The sequence below is a fragment of the Salicibibacter cibarius genome (assembly GCF_016495725.1).
Taxonomy (GTDB): Bacteria; Bacillota; Bacilli; order Bacillales; family Marinococcaceae; genus Salicibibacter; species Salicibibacter cibarius.
In genome coordinates, this window is record NZ_CP054705.1 from 3,796,189 (window position 1) to 3,820,010 (window position 23,822).

19 protein-coding genes and 1 pseudogene are annotated in these 23,822 nt (G+C 45.9%); 8 read left to right on the forward strand and 12 right to left on the reverse strand.

The features are described 5' to 3' along the window. Positions 1-137: 137 nt before the first annotated feature. Positions 138-1,787 (reverse strand): SLC13 family permease, encoded by a 1,650-nt coding sequence (locus tag HUG15_RS19150; RefSeq protein WP_425504018.1) that lies wholly within the window; start codon positions 1,785-1,787, stop codon positions 138-140. A 348-nt stretch (positions 1,788-2,135) separates the two neighbouring features. Here HUG15_RS19150 and HUG15_RS19155 point away from each other — a divergent pair, with 348 nt between their 5' ends. After that, entirely contained in the window at positions 2,136-2,969 is an 834-nt protein-coding gene (locus HUG15_RS19155; protein WP_200129058.1) for an arginase family protein, read from the forward strand. Positions 2,970-3,480: 511 nt separating this feature from the next. On the opposite strand, the gene HUG15_RS19160 is transcribed toward HUG15_RS19155, so the two are convergent. Next, on the reverse strand, positions 3,481-4,215 hold the full coding sequence (locus HUG15_RS19160) for a glycerophosphodiester phosphodiesterase (RefSeq protein WP_200124846.1): 735 nt from the start codon (positions 4,213-4,215) through the stop codon (positions 3,481-3,483). Positions 4,216-4,430: 215 nt separating this feature from the next. On the opposite strand from HUG15_RS19160, the gene HUG15_RS19165 reads away from it, so the two are divergent. The 3 genes from HUG15_RS19165 to HUG15_RS19175 all read left to right on the forward strand — a co-directional run bounded on the left by HUG15_RS19165 (position 4,431) and on the right by HUG15_RS19175 (position 8,279). Continuing rightward, on the forward strand, positions 4,431-5,657 hold the full coding sequence (locus tag HUG15_RS19165; RefSeq protein ID WP_425504062.1) for an MFS transporter: 1,227 nt from the start codon (positions 4,431-4,433) through the stop codon (positions 5,655-5,657). Positions 5,658-6,064: 407 nt separating this feature from the next. Next, positions 6,065-7,249: an IS256 family transposase gene (locus tag HUG15_RS19170; protein WP_200123767.1), complete on the forward strand. Its 1,185-nt coding sequence runs from the start codon at positions 6,065-6,067 to the stop codon at positions 7,247-7,249. A 424-nt stretch (positions 7,250-7,673) separates the two neighbouring features. Beyond that, positions 7,674-8,279, forward strand: coding sequence for a biotin transporter BioY (locus HUG15_RS19175; RefSeq protein WP_200124850.1), 606 nt, complete (start codon positions 7,674-7,676; stop codon positions 8,277-8,279). 474 nt (positions 8,280-8,753) lie between these two features. Here the strand turns inward: HUG15_RS19175 and HUG15_RS19180 are convergent, their stop codons facing one another. The 3 genes from HUG15_RS19180 to HUG15_RS19190 all read right to left on the reverse strand — a co-directional run bounded on the left by HUG15_RS19180 (position 8,754) and on the right by HUG15_RS19190 (position 11,124). Further along, positions 8,754-9,410 (reverse strand): 3D domain-containing protein, encoded by a 657-nt coding sequence (locus HUG15_RS19180; protein WP_200124852.1) that lies wholly within the window; start codon positions 9,408-9,410, stop codon positions 8,754-8,756. 100 nt (positions 9,411-9,510) lie between these two features. Beyond that, a complete protein-coding gene (locus tag HUG15_RS19185) occupies positions 9,511-9,801 on the reverse strand; it encodes a YuiB family protein (protein ID WP_200129059.1) in 291 nt (96 codons plus the stop codon). Between the two features lie 117 nt (positions 9,802-9,918). Then, the gene (locus HUG15_RS19190) at positions 9,919-11,124 is read right to left on the reverse strand and encodes an NAD(P)/FAD-dependent oxidoreductase (protein ID WP_200124854.1); all 1,206 of its coding nucleotides are present in this window, start codon (positions 11,122-11,124) and stop codon (positions 9,919-9,921) included. Positions 11,125-11,404: 280 nt separating this feature from the next. Between HUG15_RS19190 and HUG15_RS19195 the strand changes: the two genes are divergently transcribed. Further along, the gene (locus HUG15_RS19195; RefSeq protein WP_200124856.1) at positions 11,405-12,397 is read left to right on the forward strand and encodes an NAD(P)/FAD-dependent oxidoreductase; all 993 of its coding nucleotides are present in this window, start codon (positions 11,405-11,407) and stop codon (positions 12,395-12,397) included. 132 nt (positions 12,398-12,529) lie between these two features. On the opposite strand, the gene HUG15_RS19200 is transcribed toward HUG15_RS19195, so the two are convergent. Both HUG15_RS19200 and HUG15_RS19205 read right to left on the reverse strand, forming a co-directional pair. Further along, positions 12,530-12,883, reverse strand: coding sequence for a HesB/IscA family protein (locus HUG15_RS19200; RefSeq protein ID WP_200124858.1), 354 nt, complete (start codon positions 12,881-12,883; stop codon positions 12,530-12,532). Positions 12,884-12,957: 74 nt separating this feature from the next. Then, positions 12,958-13,137, reverse strand: coding sequence for an aspartyl-phosphate phosphatase Spo0E family protein (locus tag HUG15_RS19205; protein WP_200124860.1), 180 nt, complete (start codon positions 13,135-13,137; stop codon positions 12,958-12,960). A gap of 321 nt (positions 13,138-13,458) precedes the next feature. Between HUG15_RS19205 and mqnE the strand changes: the two genes are divergently transcribed. After that, entirely contained in the window at positions 13,459-14,553 is a 1,095-nt protein-coding gene (mqnE, locus tag HUG15_RS19210; RefSeq protein ID WP_200124861.1) for an aminofutalosine synthase MqnE, read from the forward strand. A gap of 366 nt (positions 14,554-14,919) precedes the next feature. Then, positions 14,920-16,518, forward strand: coding sequence for an ABC-F family ATP-binding cassette domain-containing protein (locus HUG15_RS19215; protein WP_200124864.1), 1,599 nt, complete (start codon positions 14,920-14,922; stop codon positions 16,516-16,518). A 236-nt stretch (positions 16,519-16,754) separates the two neighbouring features. Here the strand turns inward: HUG15_RS19215 and HUG15_RS19220 are convergent. Beyond that, positions 16,755-17,868 (reverse strand): annotated as a pseudogene (locus tag HUG15_RS19220) (RNA-guided endonuclease InsQ/TnpB family protein). Positions 17,869-18,074: 206 nt separating this feature from the next. Between HUG15_RS19220 and HUG15_RS19225 the strand changes: the two are divergent. Next, complete coding sequence (locus HUG15_RS19225; protein ID WP_211202271.1) at positions 18,075-18,572, forward strand: hypothetical protein; 498 nt, start codon at positions 18,075-18,077, stop codon at positions 18,570-18,572. 431 nt (positions 18,573-19,003) lie between these two features. On the opposite strand, the gene HUG15_RS19230 is transcribed toward HUG15_RS19225, so the two are convergent. The 4 genes from HUG15_RS19230 to HUG15_RS19245 all read right to left on the reverse strand — a co-directional run bounded on the left by HUG15_RS19230 (position 19,004) and on the right by HUG15_RS19245 (position 23,810). Next, positions 19,004-20,158 carry a saccharopine dehydrogenase family protein gene (locus HUG15_RS19230; RefSeq protein WP_200124867.1) on the reverse strand — a complete coding sequence of 385 codons (1,155 nt, stop codon included), beginning with the start codon at positions 20,156-20,158 and terminating at the stop codon, positions 19,004-19,006. 146 nt (positions 20,159-20,304) lie between these two features. After that, positions 20,305-21,963: a thiamine pyrophosphate-dependent enzyme gene (locus HUG15_RS19235; protein ID WP_200124869.1), complete on the reverse strand. Its 1,659-nt coding sequence runs from the start codon at positions 21,961-21,963 to the stop codon at positions 20,305-20,307. 4 nt (positions 21,964-21,967) lie between these two features. Next, on the reverse strand, positions 21,968-22,291 hold the full coding sequence (locus tag HUG15_RS19240) for a DUF3870 domain-containing protein (protein ID WP_200124871.1): 324 nt from the start codon (positions 22,289-22,291) through the stop codon (positions 21,968-21,970). A 13-nt stretch (positions 22,292-22,304) separates the two neighbouring features. Then, positions 22,305-23,810 (reverse strand): leucyl aminopeptidase, encoded by a 1,506-nt coding sequence (locus tag HUG15_RS19245; RefSeq protein WP_211202272.1) that lies wholly within the window; start codon positions 23,808-23,810, stop codon positions 22,305-22,307. Positions 23,811-23,822 lie beyond the last annotated feature (12 nt).

Here is a 23,822-nt window from a genome sequence, read left to right on the forward strand (position 1 = left end):
AAACATAACGGCTCTAGACAAGGAATCATCTAGAACCGCTTGTCATTGATTAAAGATTACTCACTCTCACTGTCTTCTTCATATTCCCGACGAATCCCTCTACACGATTCCATAATTATCCATTCCAATCGATCCATTTATAATCCTTCAGGTAAAACGGTTAAATCAATACCCCATACAGCGGGTAGCAAGAACATAACCAATATCACCAAAACGACAATGGCAATGATATTCATCCAAAATCCGGCTTTTATCATATCACCTATTTTCAAGTAACCCGAACCAAACACAACCGCGTTCGGCGGAGTCGCCACAGGTAACATAAAAGCACAAGAAGCAGCAACTGCTGCAGGAACCATCAAGGCAAAAGGATGCACGGCCATTGCCACAGCGAGAGATGCCATAATCGGCATCATCATTGTAGCGGTAGCCGTGTTGGATGTAATTTCTGTTAAAAATATGACGAGCACTGTGACACCTAGCAAGATAAAAATAAACTCGACACCTTGCAGCATGGTTAGTTGTTCACCGATCCAGACATCCAAACCGCTATCTTGAAATCCACCCGCGATCGCGAGACCGCCACCAAAAAGAATGAGGATTCCCCAAGGGACATCTTTGGCTGCGTGCCATGTCATCAATTTATCACCTTTATATGTCTTCGACGGTATGATGAACAGCGCAACAGCGGCAGTGATTGCGATCATCGTATCATCGATTCCCGGGATAATATCCTCCAATATAAAAGTTCGGCTAATCCATGCCAAGGCGGTGATGGTGAATACAGTCAGCACCATCTTCTCTTCAGGGCTCATTTTCCCCAAACCCGTTCGCTGCTCTTGGATAAGCTCTTTTCCGCCGGGAATATGCTTCAACTTCATCGGAAATGCAAAATTAACCAAATAGATCCAAGCTAATGTAAGAAGAATAGCGGCCAGCGGAACTCCAAACATCATCCAACTGGCAAATGATAAGTCAAAATCAAATATTTCATTTAACGAGCCGGCTAAAATCGTATTCGGCGGGGTTCCGATGATTGTTCCCAAGCCCCCGATAGAAGCAGACATAGCAATGGCAATCATCAAACCCTTAGCGAATTGATTTTCCTGTGACTCTGCGTCTTTAATATCTCCATCACGTAACGACTGACTAACTTGAAAAATAATTGCCGTTCCGATCGGAACCATCATCATCGCGGTCGCTGTATTTGAAATCCACATGGACAGGAAACCGGTGGCAACCATAAATCCCAGAACTATCCGCTTCGTGCTTGTTCCAATTAAAGAAATAATCGTTAGTGCGATCCTTTTATGCAAGTTCCAACGCTCTATTGCTAGCGCTATCACAAAACCGCCTAGAAATAGAAAAACGATGTCATCCCCGTAGTTCGGAGTTACTTCACCGACTTCTATGCTTGTCACTATTGGGAAAAGGATTATTGGCAATAAAGCGGTCACAGGGATCGGTAGCGCCTCGGTAATCCACCATGTCGCGATCCATACCGTTCCGGCAAGTACCCCGCGCGCTTCCGGTGTTAAACCTTCCGGCTGAAAAAAGAATAAAACAATAAAAAAGAGTAAAGGTCCTAATATAAGCCCTATGGCCCTTTTTTTAGAAATCTCTCGGCCACTTTTCGGTGGTTGGCCGCCCGTCATTTTCCCTGACGCTTTCTCCATACGTCCGTTTTTGCCCATGGCGCTTCCCCCAGGCCTCGCCATCATGAACGAACACAAATCTTTTACGCGTTGATGACTATTCCACGCTTCTTGCCACACTCGCGTCAACAATTCTTATTCATCTCCATTCCTTAACATTATGAATGCGGTTTAAAAATTTTGTTGGGTATACAATCCAGCTCAACCAAGAATTCAGAATTGCCCAACATACATGACACATATATTTGCAAACTTTGTCGCATCATATACTATCATGGGTTGATTTTTTTTGAAACACAAAAACCATATGGCGAAAGATTGGGATAACTCTATCATAGTATTTGTTCTTTCTGGCTTCCGTATCAATTAAGCACTTCCTTAGAATTATCCTTTTACGTTCATGTATACTATTCCTTAGCCTGATCTGAAAGGAGAATTCCAGTGTCTAATTTAAGTGATAAAGAATCAAAAACGTTACGTATGGTTATGCCTCAATGGCAAGGAGGCAATAATCCTAACTATTCTTTAGGATCAGATCTTTTGGCATGGTTAGCCCCGGAAAGTGAACAACCTTTCGTTCGGGTTCCGGTAAGTGAAGACGCTTCAATAAGTGAGAAAAATGGTATCGTGGCTAGAGGTCATCTTCTGAAACAACTTGAAGCTGCCGATCATATCATTCAAGCCCATAAACCGGATCGCATTGTCATGTTTGGTGGGGATTGTCTCGCTAATCAAGCTCCGCTTGCATACTTGAATGAACGATATAACGGTGAATTAGGGTTATTATGGATCGATGCTCATCCTGATGTCACTACGCCAAAACAAATGCAAAATGCTCATGCAATGGTGTTGGGAAATCTCTTAGGGGAGGGAGATCAGGAGTTTGCAAATCACGTGAAAACCCCTTTCGACCCCAAAAAAGTAATGTTTGCCGGCTTAGAAGAAACAGCCAGCCATGAAACGGAAGTTATTCAAAGACTGGGAATTAAAACCGCCCGTACTGAGGAGTTGGAAACAAATAGTAAAGCGGTAATGGATTGGGCAAAAGAAAATGACATTAAGCATTTGGCGATCCATTTAGACTTGGATGTCCTTGACCCGAGCGTATTTAGGTCATTGCTTTTTGCTAACCCTTATGCAGAAGAAGAAATTGGCGCCCCTTCCGGAAAAATGGATTTTCCCGCGCTCACTCGTTTAATACAAGACGTATCGCAGCAAACTGAAGTGGTTGAATTAGGGATAACTGAGCATATGCCATGGGATGCCATTAATTTGAAAAGCATGTTAAATGGGATACCGATCCTCAACAGTTAAAACCAAACTTAACACCGGCCATGAGTATTATATACAAAATCAACGTCCATTAGGTATTATTGATCAATTAGGATAAATATATATAAACTGGCTTCGCATGAGGGATTTGGTAGCACTGTCGATCTGCCGTTAGTCTTCATTGGAGACTTCCAGGGAGGGAGGTGTATGCCAGTGGACATTGTTAGTGCGTTAGCGTTGATGATATCCTTCGGGATGTTGGTAGTGTTCATCGTTTCCGATAAAAACCGAAAAAATAATCCCTCATGCACTCTAGCAGGTAAGTGAGGGATTATTCTTTCCTAGCTACCTTTCCCCTCTTGACGGGGTTCGGTCTATGACGATCGTTTCATGTAACAGCATGGGCGGTCGTTATTACTGTATGCATTTACAGTGTTTCTATGTTAACCATACCACAAAATCGATATTTGTACACATTGAATTTTTTTGCTCTTTCATTTCTTCAGCATCATTTTTAAACCGGCATTAGATTTTTGCCAACGTTCTTCCACCATCACCTCCGAGTACCCTTCACCACTTCCATCGCTTCGACGATATCGTCTGTAATTAATCCGTCAGCCCCTTTATGGAGCACTTTTTCCATTCGCCATTTTTCATTCACCGTCCATACATAGACGGGCAGGTTGAGGCGATGCATACGTTTTACAAATCCAAGCCTTAGCAGATGGTAATGCGGGCAAACCGCATCTGCACCTATATCTTTCAGTCGGGCTTCAGGAAAAAAATCTTGAATATAGGCGTGCAACCGAAAGCGTTGTTGAAGTAACCTTCGACCGAGCAGTAGACCTGTTCGGATCTTAGGATCAAGCTGTTTTATTTTTTTTAGTATTGAATCACGAAAAGAAGTAATCAGGACTTCCCGCGCCATCCCGGTCTTTTCCACGACATCTACGATCTGCTCTTCCAATCCTTTCGCTTTGATTTCAATATCCAGTTTTAAATTTCCTTTACATAATAACAACACTTCTTCCAATAATGGGAGTTCCCAACCGATGCCCCGAGCATACTTTTGCAGACTTTGATAGCTTCTTTTTTTTACTGCCGTACCATCGAGTTTTCCATCATGAAAACAAATCAATTGACCATCCGATGTGCAACGAACATCGGTTTCAATAAAATCGGCGTCGAGGGCAACAGCTCTTTCAAAAGCTTTTACGGTGTTCTCAACCATATCCACTCCCGTAACTCCGCGGTGGGCAATAACGATGGCATTTCGTTTTGTGCGCATGTTGGGCAATGGCCTCCATTCATCCTTTAGCATTTAGATGGAATTTTCGGTGGCACGGAGCAATCTTGCATTCAGGCACGATCTCTTTGTTTTTTGCTCGGAATTGCAAAATGGCCGACGTTGACGATGCCGTCCTTTTCGCTATATATTTATTTAGGAAGACGAAATAATTAAACAGGGACACGATCGGGCGAAAACCGATTGAAGGTGATCGTATTCAAATCGAAAAAAGAAATTTAATAATCATGTGTTTTGCCAACATGCTCGTCTCCGGGAGCATGACCATGGTTTTGCCGTTTTTGTCGTTGTATATTGAATCTTTTGGAGCGTATTCCCCTGCGGAAGTACAACGTTGGGCCGGTATTGTCTTCGGAATTTCTTTTCTTGTCGCATTCCTGGTATCCCCCATATGGGGACGAATTGGAGACCGGTTTGGCCGAAAAAGCATTCTCATCGGCACCGGATTCGGAATTGCACTTTCTGTATTACTAATGGGGTACGCCGAGTCTGTCGGTGCCCTTTTCGTTTTGCGGGCGTTCATGGGGTTGGCAACCGGGTTCATCCCCGCTTCCATGGCGCTCATATCTGCACAAAGCAATAAACGGACGGCCGGTGAAACGTTGGGCACTTTGCAGATGGGCACGGTTTCCGGGGGCCTGCTAGGACCGTTATTCGGCGGATTGATCGCCGATACCGTCGGCATGGAATTAACGTTTATTTTGACCGCTCTGGTTCTCGCTTTGGCAACATTGCTCGTCATCTTCGGTGTGAAAGAAGTTATTTTTGAAGAAAAAGATGAAAAACAACGTTCCTACCATTGGAAAGAAGTTATCCGACACATTGTCACGCATCCACTATTAATTATGGTAATGGTCGTTGCGCTTGTCGTGCAACTTGTAAATTTTAGCGTACAACCACTGCTTGCGCTTTATGTCGGCGAACTTACCACTGCTGAAAATATGGCTTTCTTGGCGGGGATGGCGTTCTCCGTTACAGGGCTCGGCAATTTGCTGGCCACTCGTAAATGGGGACAAATCGGCGATCGTATTGGCCATGAGAAAATACTGCTGCTTTTGCTCGTTTTGTCCGGTTTATTTTTTATCCCGCAAGCATTCGTTACCGAGCTTTGGCAATTAGTATTGCTTCGGTTTCTATACGGCATACAGGTAGGCGGCCTTATTCCGTGTACCACTGCGTATATCCGCCAAGTCTGTCCGGTCTCTATGCAAGGGGAAGTTCTCGGTTACAATCAAAGCTTCCGTTTTCTAGGCAATGTCATCGGCCCGGTCTCCGGAGGGGTAATCGCGAGCAGCTTTGGCATACCTGCTGTGTTCATCTTCTCCGGTATTCTGCTGATTATCACCGCGATCGTCGTGAAAATTATGCTCAATCAGAAGAAACGGCATAAAGTGAAACACGAACAAACGCAAACCGTGCAATAAAAATCGTTTAGTATTCAAATCGGGACAGGGCGGTGCTTTAGAACTGTCATGCGACCGAATTGACGGGAGGCAATCGATTTCGGGCAGCATGAGCCGGGCATGGCGACCGAATTGCCGAGAGGCACTCGATTTCGGGTCTCATGAGACGTTCATGGCGACCGAAATACCGGGAGGCAATCGGTTTCAGGCTTCATAAACCGCTCATGACACCTCAAATCACGGGGGATGCCCGGTTTCGGGGCTCATGACCCGCTCATGGCACCTCAAATCACGGGGGATGCCCGGTTTCGGGCTTCATGAACCGCTCATGGGGTATAGTCCATATAATTGTGTAAAAAGAAAAAGGGTCAAGTCGACTCCCGTGTTACAATGTTTTCAGCGAAAAAAACAAACAGGAGGAATCGACAATGACCCAGTTCCATCTTACCCTAAACGCGGATCAATTAAAAGAAGAGCTCATGAATTCAGACATGAGTGCCGTCGCGAAATCCTCGATGGTCCTCGTCCTGAATCAAATCATGGAGCAGGAGCGCGATGATTACTTACAAGCAGCAGCCTATGAACGCAATGGCGCGCGTGTGGACTATCGAAACGGCTATTACGAACGTGATTACACGATGTCTTTTGGGAAAGTCACACTGACCGTTCCACGCACGCGCAACGGCGAATTCTCTCCCTCTGTGTTTGAGAAATATGCACGTTCCGAACAAGCCTTTCTCTTAGCGATGTTGGAGATGGTCGTTAACGGCGTATCCACGCGGAAAGTCACGAAGGCTGTGGAAGAGCTTTGCGGCGAGCGTGTGTCCAAATCTTTCGTGTCCTCGCTCACCGAAAAATTAGACCCGGTCGTCAACGAATGGGCCCAGCGCCCTTTGAACGTGAATGCCTACAGGTATGTCTACGCCGATGCCATGTATATTAAAGTCCGTGAGGATCAAAAGGTCGTCTCCAAAGCCGTTTATATCGCGCTCGGGGTCAATGACCAAAACAAACGGGAAATCATTGGTCTTCAAGTGAATCATGCCGAATCCAAAGAGGGATGGTTTCAATTCTTTCAATCGCTTCAAGCCAGGGGTCTGGCATCGCCACAATTGGTGATTTCCGATGCGCACGAAGGCCTGAAACAGGCCATTCAACAAGCGTTTGTTGGAACCTCGTGGCAACGGTGCACGGTTCATTTTAAGCGAAACTTGTTTGAACACATCCCCAAAAAAGGTTCAGAAGGCTTTCGTTCGCTCGTTAAGGAGCTCTTGAACGGGAGTTCTCCTGCAAGAGCCCGCCAGTTACGCACCGAGATCTTTGATCAATACGAGGGCGTCAAAGGTTATGAAAAAGCGTTAGAGAAACTCGATGAAGGATTTGAAGATGCGATTCAATTTATGAATGAACCCATCGCTTATCATGACCAATTGCGCACGACAAACAATCTCGAAGGGATAAATTCCGAGGTTCGCCGCCGCGAGCAAGTCATTCGGATTTTTCCAAATACCCAATCCGCCTTTCGATTAATTGGAGCGTTGCTCAAGGAACATGAAGAAAGCCTTGATCGTGGTAACCGAACGTTTTTAAAAGGAAAACCAACCGATTTGTAAGCAAATGAAAAGGCAAGAAAGCAAGGGTGATTCAGCAAAATTTTCCTTCTAGGGCGCCCGCGGGCGCCCTAGAAGGAAACACCCCAGGTTCAAAACCTATCTCCCACTCGCTGATTGCATTGTGATACTTTTACACATAATTAAGGACTTGACTGCTCATGGCACCTCAAATCACAGGGGACGCCCGATTTCGGGGCTCATGAAACGCTCATGGCGACCCAAATGCCAGGAGACACTCGGTTTCGGGCTTCATGAACCGGGCATGGCGACCCAAATGCCAGAAGACACTCGATTTCGGACAGCATGAACCATCGCTGTCCCTCTTTTAACGCTTATTGTTAACCTTATTTATTTTAATGTTGACATTTAATCCTTTCCTGTTTACACTCATGTTATCAACGAAACAAGGAGGCAAGATCTACATATGAAATCGTTTGATTTGGTCATTATCGCGATGTTTGTCGCCTTAATGAGTGTGTCGGCAAATATAACTGTCCTTTTTCCTTTTCTTATGATCGCCGGAATACCGTTAACGTTTCAACCATTCATCGCAGTTTTGGCCGGTGCCATTCTCGGCAGCAAAAGAGGCGCGTTCGCGATGCTCGTCTATACGATTGTCGGGTTATTTGGCGCCCCTGTTTTCGCGCAACTCCAAGGAGGTCCCGGCATCCTTGTTCGACCAACATTCGGCTTTATTTTATCATTTATTGTCGTCGCCTTTGTTGTCGGAAAAATCATCGAAAAGTCGCGAGAACCGGGGATGCCTACTTATTTATTCGCAGGGTTGATCGGATTGGCATTTAATTATTTAATCGGAACAAACTGGGTGTATGGTGCTTATGTATTCGGATTCGATGCTCCTGAACAATTTACGTACGGAGTTGTTTGGTTGGGGATGCTTCCACTGTTTATAAAAGATATTCTTTTCACGATAGCCGCCGGTATTGTTGCCCGTAACCTTCCCGAAACCGTGAAACGGCCCGTAATCGAAAAAAACATGCCCGGTCAGCGAGCGCCCAGTGATTCCTGAATATAATTTAGGATGTGGCATTTGGAGCACTCAACTTTTCCATGTTCGGGTTTCATGGGCTCTTTATGGCACCTTATCTATCCCTTAAATTCTGCAGTTGGAGCCCATGAATGTTCCCATTTCAACGCTAGTGGCGTCTTTCAGAAGTTTTTTTATATGTTCAATCTGAGTCCTAACGATTTACGCACGGTTTTTGAGGCCAAAAACCGTGCCCATTTTGTGGTTTTGTCTTGATTCATCCCTTTCGAAGACAAACATTTGCATCATTTCGTATTTTTGTCATCATACAAGCGTTTGGAAGACAAAACATTGACGTCATCCCTTATTTTGTCCTGCATTCTCTCATTGCAGGACAAAATGGTCACTTATCTTCATTTTTGTCTACAATCATGAACATCCTCGCAATGATCCGCTCTATGCGACGAAAGAACTTCTGAAACAGTGCATAGGCAATCATAGCCTGATGATCCATAATCACAGCCCGGCTTCGTGTACGCCCCACTCATTAAGTGCCGCCAATTCCTCTTCGCTGATTTCACCGTTTCCTTTTTGAACAATGTATACGTCGACGTCTTTTTTGCCCCACTCGTTATAGACTTGGTCGATCGTGTCAAAATACAAATCAATCGTTGCTCCTTGGATCGCCGAGCCAGTATCCGCAACCACTCCATAGCCATAACCGGGAATGAATAAAACCGTTCCCAGTGGAAAAAGGGCAGGGTCTGCCGCGATCGTAGAATATACATTTCGGTGAACGGGGACACCTGAGAATGTAATCCCGTACGCGGGATCTCCCGGGTTTTTTCCCGTCGACTCTGCGTTGGCTGTATAACCTGTTGCTGTTACCGTTTCAACGGGGTACTCAGACCAATTAACTTCTTGTTCCAGCGTTGTCACTGTCTCTGCCATCGAAGCGCTTGCCGTTTCGGTTTTCTGCACCGTTTTTTTCGCGGTAATACCTAGGTCATTATGTATGGGGGAAGCAACGTGCGTATCTTCTATTTGATCATTTTCGAAACCTATGAGCTCATTTACGGGCACTTGGCTTAATGTCGTCCACGTCACATATAATGCCGCTATGAATAGCACCGTCATGAAAACGTTTTTGGCAACGTTGAGCCCCTTTGACATGCGCTCACCCTCTTTCACTTCTGAAAGAAAGCATGCCCAAAGAGAAAGGGGAATATACCTAAAAAACGTGCTCATCGAGCACGTTTTCCTTTTTACCGCCCTAAAACATTTGATACCCACGAACACGCAACATCCGAACGGAAATTCCCGCGATGATCGCTCCAACTAACCCTGAGCCCAAAATCAACACATCAACCAATTGCAACGATGCCAAGCTCGGACCTATCGCAGAAAAAGAAGCAGCCGGCGATGTGAAGTATTCCGTTAAACTCGCCGGGTTCACAATCCAAATGACGATAATCGGGTAAATAATAGTCATCATCCACGTGGAACGCAACACCATATTCAATAAAAATCCAATCCCAAAAAAAAGGATGAGAAATAACATCATCGAAATAATTACTTGCGGGAGACTGGTAATCCCCAAGCCGCTCACCTCCAAAACAAGTGTACAAAAGGAACCGTCAAGCGTCAATGAGAGAGGTGAGCGGTTAAAAGGGGTCGGTTTCTAGAGTGGATTCCGCCCTTTTGTTAGCATGAGCGATAGACCGCCGAGCTTCATTAAATACCGGTTGTCGCTCATATGTTTCATAAATAAAGCGGAGCGGCCGTACATTTTCCGTGCTTTAACCGTGCCCATCGCTTCTTTCCCACCGAGGGAGGCCAATGTCCCAAGGATTTCCGGTTCAAATTTTGTAGGGGTTCCGCCCATGATTAAATTCGTTATATTTTCACCGGCTTTTACCCCTTGCTGCATGGCAATTTGAGCGGTCGGTGGATACGGGCGTTCCGTTTCTTCATTAATAATAAGGGAGTTATCGCCGATAACAAAGACATCATCAAGCCCGGGCGCACGCAAATCCGGTTCTACTTTTACACGCCCACGGTTCGCCTCAATTCCGGCATCTTCGATGATCGGGTTTCCACGCACACCTGTCGCCCAAATGATGGTGCTTGCAGCAATCTCTTCGCCGTCCTTCAGGATAACCTTCCCTTCTTGCACTTCACTGATTGGCTTATTAATCTTAAATTCTACGCCACGGTGCTCCAACAAATTCATGGCATATTCGACAAGCTCGGGATCAAAACCCGGAAGGGCAGATGGTGCGGCTTCAATCACGTACATTCGAACCTTTTCCCGCGGAACGTCATATTGTTCGCATAGCTCTGGGACCCTTTCGGTCAATTCGCCGACGAATTCAATACCGGTGAAACCTCCGCCTGCAACGACAAATGTCAAGTCCTGTTCTTCCGCTTCCTCTTGATTTCGGTACTGCGCAAATTGAAATTCGATTTGATCTTTAAGTTCACGGGCGCCATCCAATGTCCATTTGTGATAGGAGTGCTCGTAGACGCCCTCGGCGCCAAATGTTTCAGCGATCGATCCGACAGCAATGACGAGGTAATCATAGGAAAGGTCGTCCCCGTTTTTGAGAACGACTTGCTTCTCTTCTGTTTTCACTTGCTCTACGGTATCCTGAACAATATTAATTTTCGCCGGATTCAACACTTTTCGTATTTCTACACGTGCTTTATCATGGTGCATCGTCCCGGCCGCAGGCTCATGCAACCACGTTGTTTGATAATGATAGTCATGCTTGTTCACCAGGGTTACGTTTGCCCGATCTGTCCCCAATTTCTTTTGCAATTGATTTGCGGCCATCATTCCTCCGTATCCTGCGCCGAGAATAACGACATGCGGTTTTTTCGCCATTTCATCCACATCCTTTTATTATCATCACTGTGTGATCATTTTCACATACTAACGTAAAAATTATGTCTAAAAATATTCATGATTTCTACACATAATTATAACCATTTTTATATTTGTATTTCAAGGGTGAAGGTATGGAAGCAAACACCTTCCTTGAAAAGACCGAGCAGTTCACTTTCCCACTCGGAAAAAAAAGTGTTATAATACCTCTGTTATTAAAAAGATAGACCATACGCTACTGCAAGAATCGGAAATATACAAGGTGTGGAGGTGTAGATTCGTGGAGGATACTTCCATTGATCTTTACGATATAACGATTATCGGCGGTGGACCGACGGGATTATTTACCGCTTTTTACGGCGGCATGCGCCAGGCAAAGGTGAAAATCATTGAAAGCATGCCACAGCTGGGCGGACAACTTTCCGCGCTTTACCCCGAAAAATATATTTATGATGTGGCCGGTTTTCCGAAGATACGGGCACAAGAACTTGTTGATAATTTGGTCGAGCAAATGAACATGTTTGACCCAACCGTCGTGCTCGATCAATCTGTAGAAACAGTTCATAAGTTGAACGATGAGACATTTCGCATCGAGACGAACGAAGACGTTCACTATTCACGCACAGTCATCATTGCCGCAGGCGTAGGTGCTTTTCAGCCGCGAAAATTAAAAATTGAAGAGGCTGCCCAATATGAAGGCCGAAATCTTCATTATTTTGTTAACAACCTCGGCGCTTTCAAAAATAAAGACGTCCTCATTTGCGGAGGCGGGGACTCTGCGGTGGATTGGACACTCATGCTCGCCAATAACGCGAACGTAACACTTACGCATCGGCGGGACAAATTTCGTGCCCATGAACATAGCATTGCCGAGTTGCAAACGGCCCCCGTCCAAATGCACACCCCTTTTGAAATCAGCGAACTTCGGGGAGACGGCGAAAATATTAAACAAGTCGTTCTCCAAGAAGTAAAAGGAACGGACGAAAAAGTCGTCGATGTGGATAACGTGATCGTAAACTATGGATTCATCTCTTCCCTCGGTCCGATCAAAACGTGGGGGCTAGAGACGACGAAAAACGCTATTTACGTAAACTCCCGTATGGAAACGAATATCAAAGGCATTTATGCCGCGGGAGACATTACCTCTTACGATGGAAAAGTAAAGCTGATCGCCACCGGCTTCGGCGAAGCGCCAATGGCCGTAAGCAATGCTAAAGCCTATATGGACCCGAGCGCGCGTTTGCAACCCGGCCATAGCACGCATATGTTTTAGAGGTAGGAAGTTGAAGGTTAGAAACTTCCTGCTCACAAAAAAAACATCCGTATGCGGGAGTAATCCCCATATGGATGTTTTTAATTAGGCAGATAAGGCTTCCGCCAAGCTTCATGGCGAAAGCCAAGTTTTCTAACAATTTTCCGGTGTGCCTACATTTTCTTTCGTACGGAATGATGCGCCGCAACCGCAAGATAAGATCGCGTTCGGGTTATCCAACGTAAACCCGCCGCCCATCATATTTTCTTTATAATCAATAACGAGGCCGTTAACGACCGGCCGACTTTCCCCATCGATAAGCACACCCAAACCTGATTTATCGAGGAGCGTATCGTCCTCATTTTTCTCTGCATCAAATCCAAGCCCGTACGAAAGTCCGCTGCAACCGCCGCCTTTGACGCCAACTCTTAGCATTAAAGAAGGATCGCCTTCCTCTTCCTGCATGCCTTTAATTTTCGTCATGGCCGCTTCGGTAATTTCAATCATTGCCTAACTACCCCCTTACGGATACTATAGCTTCATCATATCATATATCACCGGAGGGTGAAAAAGACCGAATCTTATCCGCACATCGTACCGTACTGTTCCGCGAGTAACGCGGTATGCACGCGATCGATTTCACGGCTGTAAAATAATACAAGCGGATGCTCCATCCCATGTTCTTTTGCCGCTTCCATCATTCGTGTCCTTAACTCTTCTAAATCATCTTCCATTCGATTCTTTGCCACGGCGTACACCATCGAAGAGATCTCCTCCCCTTCTATCTTTTTTGCGTGTTTTTTCTCTATTCCCTAATAATACTTGAAAAAACACAAAATGCAAAGATAAGTGCCAATTTCCCTTAGAAAAACTTGGCTTCCGCCAAGTCCTTATAGCGGAAGCCTTGGTTTTACTTATACTTTAGTCCTTTAACAAAATTAAACATTCTTAAAGTGGAACAAAAAAATCGTGAACGTATTTTGATCGCTTTTCTTTGTCCCTTCTCGGATGTATAATAGAGACTAGATAACACAAATTCAAGGCATTATTTATAAATTTACCTTTATCCAAGGAGGACTAAAATGGCTACGCTCACGCAAGATACGGACCTTCAGGCAATCCGCGAAAAGGTTCTGAACGGCGAACGCCTCACCATTGAAGATGGCTTGACATTATACCATTCGGCCGATTTGCTCTCCGTTGCCCAGTTGGCAAATGAAGTCAACGAGCAAAAAAACGGAAATAACGTTTATTTTATCGAAAACATGTACATTAATCCAACCAACGTATGCGAGGCTAACTGTGCATTTTGCGGATTCAAACGCAAGCCCGGCGAAGAAGGCGCGTACACGATGCACGAAGAGGAATTGCTTCAATATGTCAGTGACCGTTGGAATGACAACATCCGTGAATTCCACATCGTTGGCGGACATAACACTGACGTGCCGTTTGATTATTACTTAAACACGATTCGCACCTTGAAAAAGAATTACCCGAACGCAACCGTCAAAGCATACACGGCAGCGGAAATCGAGTTTTTTGCCCGGCATGCCGGCCTGTCCATGCGGGAAGTTCTGGAACAATTGATCGATGCCGGCCTTGATACCCTCCCGGGCGGAGGCGCCGAAATCCTTACCGAACGCTACCGGGCCAAGATGAGTCCGGAAAAAGCAAGCACCGACGAATGGCTGGAAGCGCACGAAATTGCCCACGATCTGGGATTAAAAACACACGCGACCATGCTTTATGGATCCATCGATACGTACGAAGAACGGCTTATTCATATGGACCGCGTCCGCCAGCTTCAAGACCGAACCAACGGATTCATGGTCTTTATCCCGTTGGCCATGCAACCGCGCAAAAAGAAAGCAGGGCTCGAACGGCGCACGTCATCGTTTGACGATATGCGCACGATCGCGATCTCACGGCTTATGCTCGATAATTTTCCGCATGTTAAAGCGTATTGGATCAATATCGGTCCGCAACTGACGCAGATGGCACTCACATTCGGATCCAGTGATATTCATGGCACGCTGATCGAAGAACGAATCTCCCATTCGGTCGGTGCGTTAACATCCCAAGGGATTACGAGAAAAGAACTCATCCACTTAATTAAAGGCGCGAACAAAACGCCTGTGGAACGGGATACCTTCTATAATGTCGTAAAAACGTATTAAACGGTTGAGACCCCCGGTACTTTTATTATACCGGGGGTTTATACTTCCATACGAAAATGGTTAAGTTCATTTTTCGGATCGGTCCACGAGATCGGGTCTTGAGGACTCTTTGTGTTGAACGGTACCCATATGAATCCTCAGAATTGGGGTTTGCGGACTCATATGGCGATTGATTCAATCTTTAAACCAATCCGACCACCGCAAGGCAAGCCGGCGACAGGCTTGCCTTACTTTTTTTCGATCCCATAAATTTCGTTCAAACGTGTATTCAAGCCGCAAACATGTTATGATAAAAAACAGACTGTCTATTCACAAAAACTAGCATACACAATGACTATTTTATATAAAAGAAAGGGTCGATCGCTTTTGATCAGTTGCGAAAACATCGGTTTACGTTACGGTGACAAAAAGCTTTTTGAAGAAGTCAATATTCAGTTTAACCCCGGAAATTGCTACGGTTTAATCGGTGCAAACGGCGCTGGAAAATCGACATTCCTCAAAATTCTTTCCGGTGAGATTGATGCACAAACAGGAGACGTTCATATTGGAAAAAACCAACGGCTAGCCGTTTTGAAACAAGACCACTATGCGTACGAAGAATTTGAAGTACTTGAAACGGTAATCATGGGGCATAACCGCCTCTATGAAGTGATGAAAGAAAAAGATGCTATTTATATGAAGCCGGATTTCTCGGATGAGGATGGCATGCGCGCGGCCGAACTTGAAGGGGAATTCGCAGAAATGAACGGGTATGATGCCGACAATGAAGCAGCCTCTTTACTAAACGGCCTCGGTATTACAACCGATCTGCATAACAAAAAGATGTCCGAACTCGCCGGTTCCGAAAAAGTGAAAGTGTTGCTTGCGCAAGCACTGTTTGGCAACCCCGACATCTTGCTTCTCGATGAGCCGACAAACGATCTGGACATTAAGGCCATACAGTGGCTGCAAGAGTTTCTGATTAATTTTGAAAACACGGTCATTGTCGTTTCCCACGACCGTCATTTTTTAAATAGTGTCTGCACGCATATTGCGGACATTGATTACGGCAAAATTGAACTTTTTGTGGGAAATTATGATTTCTGGCACGAATCGAGCCAACTGGCCAAGCAAATGGCCAAAGAACAAAACAAGAAAAAAGAAGAAAAAGTGAAAGAGTTAAAAGCGTTTATCGAACGGTTCAGTGCGAACAAGTCCAAATCGAAACAGGCAACATCAAGAAAGAAAACATTGGAAAAAATCGATCTTGATGACATTAAACCCTCTTCCCGCCGCACGCCGTATATCCATTTTAAACCGGATCGGGATATAGGAAATGATCTGCTCACCGTCGAAGGACTTTCAAAAACCATCGATGGGAATAAAGTGTTGGATAACGTCAGCTTTAGGCTTGAGCCCGGAGAGAAAGTCGCGTTTGTCGGTGAACGGGAAGTGGCAAAAACAACGTTATTCCAAATTCTTGCCGGAGAGCTTGAACCGGATGAGGGCTATTATAAATGGGGCGTTACGACAAGCCAGTCGTATTTTCCAAAAGATAATTCCGCGTATTTTGCAGGAGCAAGCAAAAACCTTGTTGATTGGCTCCGCCAATATTCCGATGATGAAGATGAAACGTATATTCGCAGTTTCTTAGGGCGAATGTTATTCAGCGGGGAAGAAGCATTGAAAAAACCTTCTGTCCTCTCCGGGGGCGAAAAGGTTCGCTGCATGCTTTCAAAATTGATGCTTAGCGGTGCAAACGTGTTAATTTTGGATGAACCGACCAACCATTTGGACCTGGAATCCATTACCGCGCTCAACAATGCGCTGATTGATTTTAACGGTTCCGTGCTCTTCTCCTCCCATGACCATCAGTTTATTCAAACGATCGCCAATCGCATCATCGAGTTCACACCTGAGAAAGTCATTGACAAAAAGCAAACGTATGAAGACTATTTGGCTGATATGAATTTAATCAATCAATGAAGCAACTGGCCGGGGTAACAATGCCCCGGTTTTTTTGTTGGATAAAAACCTTGAACATTGGCATTCTAAAAGAAGAACCGTTTGTGAGGGTTCGATGTCAACTACTCACCACTTAAACCCTAATGGGTTTTGAAGTGGGGGGCTTGTGACGACCCAATAGTGCGAGCGATCTTGCGATCTCCTATCTTAACGTGGTGTCACATTGGGGCAGGTTGACAGCTACCCAACCACCCGAATCATGTTCGGGGCGTTTCTTCAACGATGTACTCCATTCCTTTTCGTTGAAGGTTCATCGCACCGATACGGTCATCGTTCGATGTGTATCGACATGTCTTACAGCAGAACGTATGGGTCTTTTTTGGCGATTCGCTCTCTCGGTGTGCCCACATTTCGGACACGTTTGTGATGTGTATTTTGGATCGACGGCGATCAGTTTCGCTTGTGCTTTCAAGGCTTTATATTCAATTTTCTCCCTTAGGTCATAGAAGGACCACGACACCATTTGATAACGGTCTTTGACACGCACCTTTTCCGTTGCGGTTCGCACACCGGTTAAGTCCTCAACAACAAAAAGCGTATCTTGCCCATATGTTTTGACGAGTGCCTTACTGATGCAGTGATTGATGTCCTGCATCCAACGGTTTTCCGTTGCCCGATTTGTTTCAGTTTTCTGCGGGCAGCAGGCGTTTGCTTTTGTTGGAGTTCCTTACGGAGCTGCTTGTATTTCGCTCGTTTATGCTTGATAGGCCGGCCATTGAAAAAAGTGGTTTCACCATTTGAATTATAGGTCGTTACGACAAAATTAATCCCCATATCAATCCCCACAATCTGATTGATATTTGACAGATCAGCTTCTTCAACTTCTTTTGTGACAGGAATGTGGAGGAACCATTTTCCGTATTTGTTGACGAGTTTAGCTGTTCCGAATGTCCATGTACCATCAAAATACTGTTCGAGTCCTTTGGTTTCAAACGTTACTTTGCTTCGTCCAGCAAGCGTATTGACGGAGAACAACCTCTTTCAGGGAGTAGTCCCGGTTGAATACTAAATCATACTGGTTTTTTTGAACCGTACTTTCGTCCATTCATGACCGTTACTACGATTCGTCTTGTATTTGGCAATCACGGTTTTTAATACAGATTGTGCCATTTGTGATTTCAAACCGAGATCAGAACGGAGGTCTCGATACGTCAGTTTGTGTAATTTTGCCTGTGCGAGCAGTTTAGAATCAAAGATGACATCAGATACCGCGCTGCAGGCTTTTCGATAGGTGCGAACGGTCTTTAACAGTAATTGTTCCTGTTCGCCGGTTGGATTGATTTTTATTTTCGCGGTCAATGTCAGTTTCATAGGCTATCACCACCTTTCACTTACTATTATTATACAATATAATCAGTGAAAATAAGGCAATAAGAAAGGAGGAAGGCAAGGGTTGGCTTTCGCCAACGGCAATTCCTCCCCACCTAAGCTACGCTAAGAGGTGAGGGTATCCTTGCCGAATTACGATGAAGATAAGGGCCTGCCTCAGTCTACTTTTTCTAGTCACAGCGCTCGCGTTGCCAACATTTGTTCATGCCGAGCAAGGCGAGGAAACGTCGGTCCAAAAACCGAAACCGTTTGTTGAAGAGACATTCGCCGGAGATGAACATGACCTTATTCTTTCGGTTAAGGCTGTCCAAGAATGGACGCATCAATTTCTGGAAGTAGAGGAAGGAGATATGGATAAGGAAACCGGTGCTCATATGGTCGAGGAACTGCAAGATTATTTTACCGAGGACATGGCTTTAAAGATTTACAACCAGTTTCATCGCCCGCATTTAGCTGAGTATGATGAGGTGGATGATTATGTCGAGGTCGATTCATTGGTGCATCGGGATGTCGAGCACGTAGAGATTGTCCATCGAGACGGCCAAAAGATCGTGAACATGAAAACGTCATCGGTTGAGGACGGCGCCGGAAACCGGGCTCACTTCGAGGAAACGTTCACCTTTTCGTTTGATAAAGAGCATGAAACCTATGTCCTCGCGGGGATGGAGGCTGAGCAAGTATCTTGAGGAGGGTGAAGCTTTTCCAATCGATAAGCTTCACCCCTTGATTAAAATTTGAATATTGGAATGACATTGCCGAATACGATCTAGTGCAAAACAGCGGAAATAAATGATCACACCGTTTCCGACCCGGTATGAGGCTATCTGTTTTGACGACCTAACGACTTCCGAGAAACAGAGTTAAGTCGTCAAAAGCTGTCGTTGAAGACCTAACGACTTCAGAAAGCCAGGGTTAGGTCGTCAAAAGCTCCTGTTGAAGACCTAACGACTTCAGAAAGCCAGGGTTAGGTCGTCAAAAGCTCCTGTTGAAGACCTAACGACTTTAGAAAGCCGGAGATAGGTCGCCAAAGCCCTCTGTTAGTGATTAAAATAATCTTCGAAACCCGGAAGGGAAGCACCAATAGGCATAAACGAACCATGAAAAATTGCCCGGGAACTCAATCCTCCGTCACGGATTCGGTAATAATGACGTTCCGCTCACCCATCGCTTTGATGTAGCTATCCCCGGGAACAATTTGCTCCGGAGGGCAGACGCCTCGTTTATGGATGTCTCCGGACCCAATCATTTGCGCGACAACTGAAATGGTATTAGCCGTTGCCCTTGCCATCGCTGTCACATCATGCTCGCGGTCTTTCATGGTTATCATTTCATACGTATACGCCGATGATTTTCCCTCGCGAATCCCTTCGACGATGACACGCAAAAGAACAGCATCATCTTTATCTTTTAAATCAACGATGGGTTCAAGCGTTTTTAACAACACTTCCCGAGGGTTGATGCGTTGTCCATTTACATCGACGGAATAATTCTTGTCCGTTAAATTCAAATCCACGAGCAGCTTGAACTTTTCCGCATGACCCGGGTAGCGGATGGTTTTATATTCCAACGTATTCAAGTTCGGAAACGAGCGGCTTAACGTCGATGTTCCTCCGGACGTATGAAACGCTTCCAATGGACCGAAACGATCAAAATATATCTTTTCAATTTCAGATAGGGAAGGGATGCAATCCTTGCTTCCGTTGCGAATAATCGAAGCAGGATCCGTGTAATGATCAAGCAATCCTTCCATGGAAAACACATGATTATATTCCAAAGGAGATTCCGGCCGCATAGGAATGCCGCCCACATATAACTTCACCGACTGTGCACGGTCAAGTTTCCCGATCCCGTGTCCCGATAAAATATTGATCATGCCGGGGGCTACTCCGAGATCGGGAATAATCGTCACACCTTTTCGTTTGGCATCATTATCTTTTTTTAGCACTTGGTCCGTCACATTCCCGATGTGTCCGCCCAAGTCCACACAATGGACGCCGGCTTCAATGGCCACTGCGGCAACGGTTTCATTAAAAGAGTAGAAGAGGGCATTAATCACCACATCATAGTCGGCAATGAAAGCTGATAATTCAGTAGGGTCGCTTGCGTCCACACGGTACCCTTTTAAAGCCGGGGCATTAAGCTGCTTACATATGAATTCCGCGCGATTGAGATCAATATCGGCAAGGGCTACCTTTTCAACACCGGAACTGTTTACAAGGTCCCTCGCCGCTTCTTTTCCCATTAAACCGGCACCGAGAATAGCTATTTTCAATCGATGGTACCTCCTCTTCACTGAAGTGAGCAATCACCAGCGTTTATCAGCCAAAAAGACAGTTTTATCAGCCGAAAACAGCAATATATCAGCCAAAATAAACGGTTTATCAGCCATTTGACACGACATAACCCATCACTGCTATGTTATGACCTAAACGTCTTACGCATGTCATCAATGGTTTTCCGATAGGCAACATACGGTTCATCGTCGCATTTTACATCAATCACGGTTGTTTTCCCGGATAGCAGTGCATTTTCTAAAGTGGTCCGAAATCCTTCCCCGGTTTCAACGGTATATCCGTTGGCTCCCATTGCTTCTGCCATTTTTGCAAAATCCACCGTTCCGAGATCAGTTCCAATGACTTTCTCAGGATAATGCATCTCTTGATGCATACGAATCGTTCCGTACATTCGATTATTAAAGACGATACATATGACCGGTGCTTCTTCTCTTATCGACGTTTCAATTTCCTGCATCGTCATCATGAATCCTCCATCTCCGCATAAAGCAACGACAGGACGTTCCGGAGCGAAAAGCTTTGCCCCTACCGCTGCTGGCAGTCCATACCCCATTGCTCCATTTGCCGGACCAATAAAAGAGTTCGGGCGTTTCAAACGAAAAAGACCATTTACCCATGTAGCGTAATTCCCGGCATCATTCGTCAGAAGCGCTTCTTCGGGCAAGCGGTTATAAAGGGTTTCGACAACGGAAGTATAAATGGAGTCATCCCCTGGCTTTTCAACGATACGGTCGAAGGATCGTTTGCATGTCTGCAACCATTCTTCCCATGTTTGATTGCAGATCATTTCCGTAAAAGCTTCCAATGCCATTTTCAAGTCGGCAACGATGCCGAGATTCGGGGCATATACCTTGCCGATCGTATTAGGGTCAACGTCGACGTGGATGAGCGATTGTTCCCATCCAACAAGTGTATAGTCTTGTGACGTCGCTTCCGATAAGCGAGTCCCCAAAGCGATCACGAGATCCGCTTCCTGAAAATGTTTGACTAGTGAACGCGCAGCCCCTAGCCCCATGTGCCCCACATAATTCGGATGGTGGTTATCAATGAGATCTTGCCTGCGAAATCCTGCGATGACAGGAATGGAGTATTTTTCTGCAAAAAGGCGTAATGCTTCCTCGGCACCGGATAATTGCACGCCTCCTCCGGCGATTACGACAGGCCGTTTTGATTGTTGCAACAATTCCCGGAATTTATCGGTTTCTTCTTTGGAAGGCGCCGGTTTTGGTTTATGGGCAGCGGGTCCGAAGGTCATTAACGCTTCATCTTTAAGCATATCTTCCGGCAAAGAAACAAGCACAGGTCCCGGGCGTCCGGTTTGCGCGACACGAAACGCTTTTTGCACCAACTCCGGTACACGCTGGGCATCGGTGATTTCTATCGTATCCTTCGCCAAATCATGAAAGCCACGATCAAAATCCACTTCTTGAAAACCTTCTCTTCCCCGGAATTCTCTTTGTACCTGTCCAAGAAAAACAACAAGCGGTGTCGAGTCTTGATAGGCCGTATGTATGGCGATGGAAGCGTTTGTGGCTCCCACCCCCCGAGTGGCCATCACAACACCGGGCTTACCGCTCGCTTTTGCATACCCTTCCCCCATAAAACCTGCTCCGCCTTCATGGCGGTTCACGACGAGCCGGATGGAGGTTTGATGTTCCAAGGCATCCAACACGGCAAGAAAACTTTCGCCGGGCACCGTGAAGACGTGCTCCACCCCTTCTATTTGCATACATTCAACGACCGCTTCTCCGCCTGACATTGTTTTTTGATACCGTGTTTTCATCTCATCATTCCCCTTCCTGCATGGACTCGTATTGACGATGCAAATCGTGGACAGCGGCGAGCAATGCGCTCGTCGCTTTCCCTTTATATTGACGGCGGATTAATGCTTCCGCTTCAGCTAAACCCGTCTTTAAACTAATGCCTTTTAAAAGGTCATGGATGTATTGACGACCGTGATCGGTCGCCAACGTACAGGAAGCTTCCAAAATAACTCCATGTTTTCGGTCCACTTCCGCCGTGATTGTCAGTGTATCAAAGACGCTTTTGGCCGCCATCCCTTGCGGAAGATTCGCATGTCCGGCAATAAAGCACGTATGTTCATTAGCCATCGTTCACAGCCCCCTAAAAATTTGATTGCCGGGCGAATGTTGCAAGGGTTCTAACCATGACCCCAGTGCCACCTTTAGGCCCCATCGGCGTCTCGCGTTCTACATACGCGGTACCGGCAACATCCAAATGGATCCACGGGGTTTCGTGAATAAATGCGCCAATAAAAAGCCCCGCCGTAATGGTGCCTGCTTCCCGTCCTGGGGAATTGTTTAAATCGGCCACATCGCTCGAACGTACCATTTCTTCATAACGCGGATGTGTCGGAAAACGCCAAACCGACTCCCCTGCTTCTTCCGCACTCTTTTCAAACGTTTCATATAGGGCGTCGTTATTGGAGAGCGCTCCGGTCACTACATCCCCCAATGCAACGACACATGCGCCAGTCAATGTTGATATATCGGCGATTGTATCCGCACCCAGGTGCCTTGCATAAGCCACACCATCCGCAAGGATCAACCGTCCTTCTGCATCTGTATTGTTCACCTCGATCGTCTGGCCATCAAACGTTTGTAGCACATCTCCCGGCTTCATTGCCGATCCATTTATGAGATTTTCGGTCGCAGGAATGATGGCGATCACGTTTTTTTGCGGTTGCATTTGTCCGATCGCTTCAAAAGCGCCGAGCACGGCTGCCGCTCCGCCCATATCCGATTTCATCGTTTTCATCCCGTGGCCAGGTTTAATCGAGTACCCGCCGGAATCAAAGGTGATTCCTTTCCCTACAAGTGCCAACGGATTCTCCCACGTCTCCTCTCCTTGATAACGCAAGATAATCATTTGCGCCGGATGGTCCGACCCGCGATTGACCGCGAGTAACGCATGCATCCCCAAAGAACGCAGTTCATTAATGTCGAGAATCTCAGCCGATATCTTTTCATGTCGGTGAGCCAATGCCTCTGCTTCCTCTGCCAATGCGACAGGTGGCAAGTCATTGGCAGGGAGGTTGACGAGTGTCCGTGCCAGGTTTACCCCTTGGCCAAACGCCCGACCTCGATGGATCCCCGCTCGCACTGCTTCCGACTCGCCATTTTGTACGTAAATCGTATACGCATAACGCCGTTGCTCTTCTTTTTTCGTTTTATAAGTGTCAAAACGGTAAGAGGCTGTTAATACCGCGTCCGACAACGCCTGCGTGGCAACTTCCTCTCCAAAACTTACAGATTCATCGCAAAAGGTGTCCAGTAATACACCGATCTTCGTTGCTTTTTGCTCATGCACAGCTTTCACCGCGGCGCCGAACGCTTCCTTCAAGCCAGCCAATGTGAGGCTGTCGCGTGTACCAAGACCAACGAAAATCAACTGTTGGAGCGTTTCACCTTCATCCAAAACAGCCATGTTGGTTACCTTTGTTTTTTTTGTCGCGATAGCTCCATCGGTCCATTGTCTGTTCAATGCCGCGAACATTGATTTGTTCCCTTTTTCCAGTTCTTCCGGGAGCCCGTCATCTTCTTCGCGCACACCGACAACAAGAATCTGATCACTGCTTTTTTTTGACCATTTCTTTTCGACAGCCAACATGTTCCCGCCTCC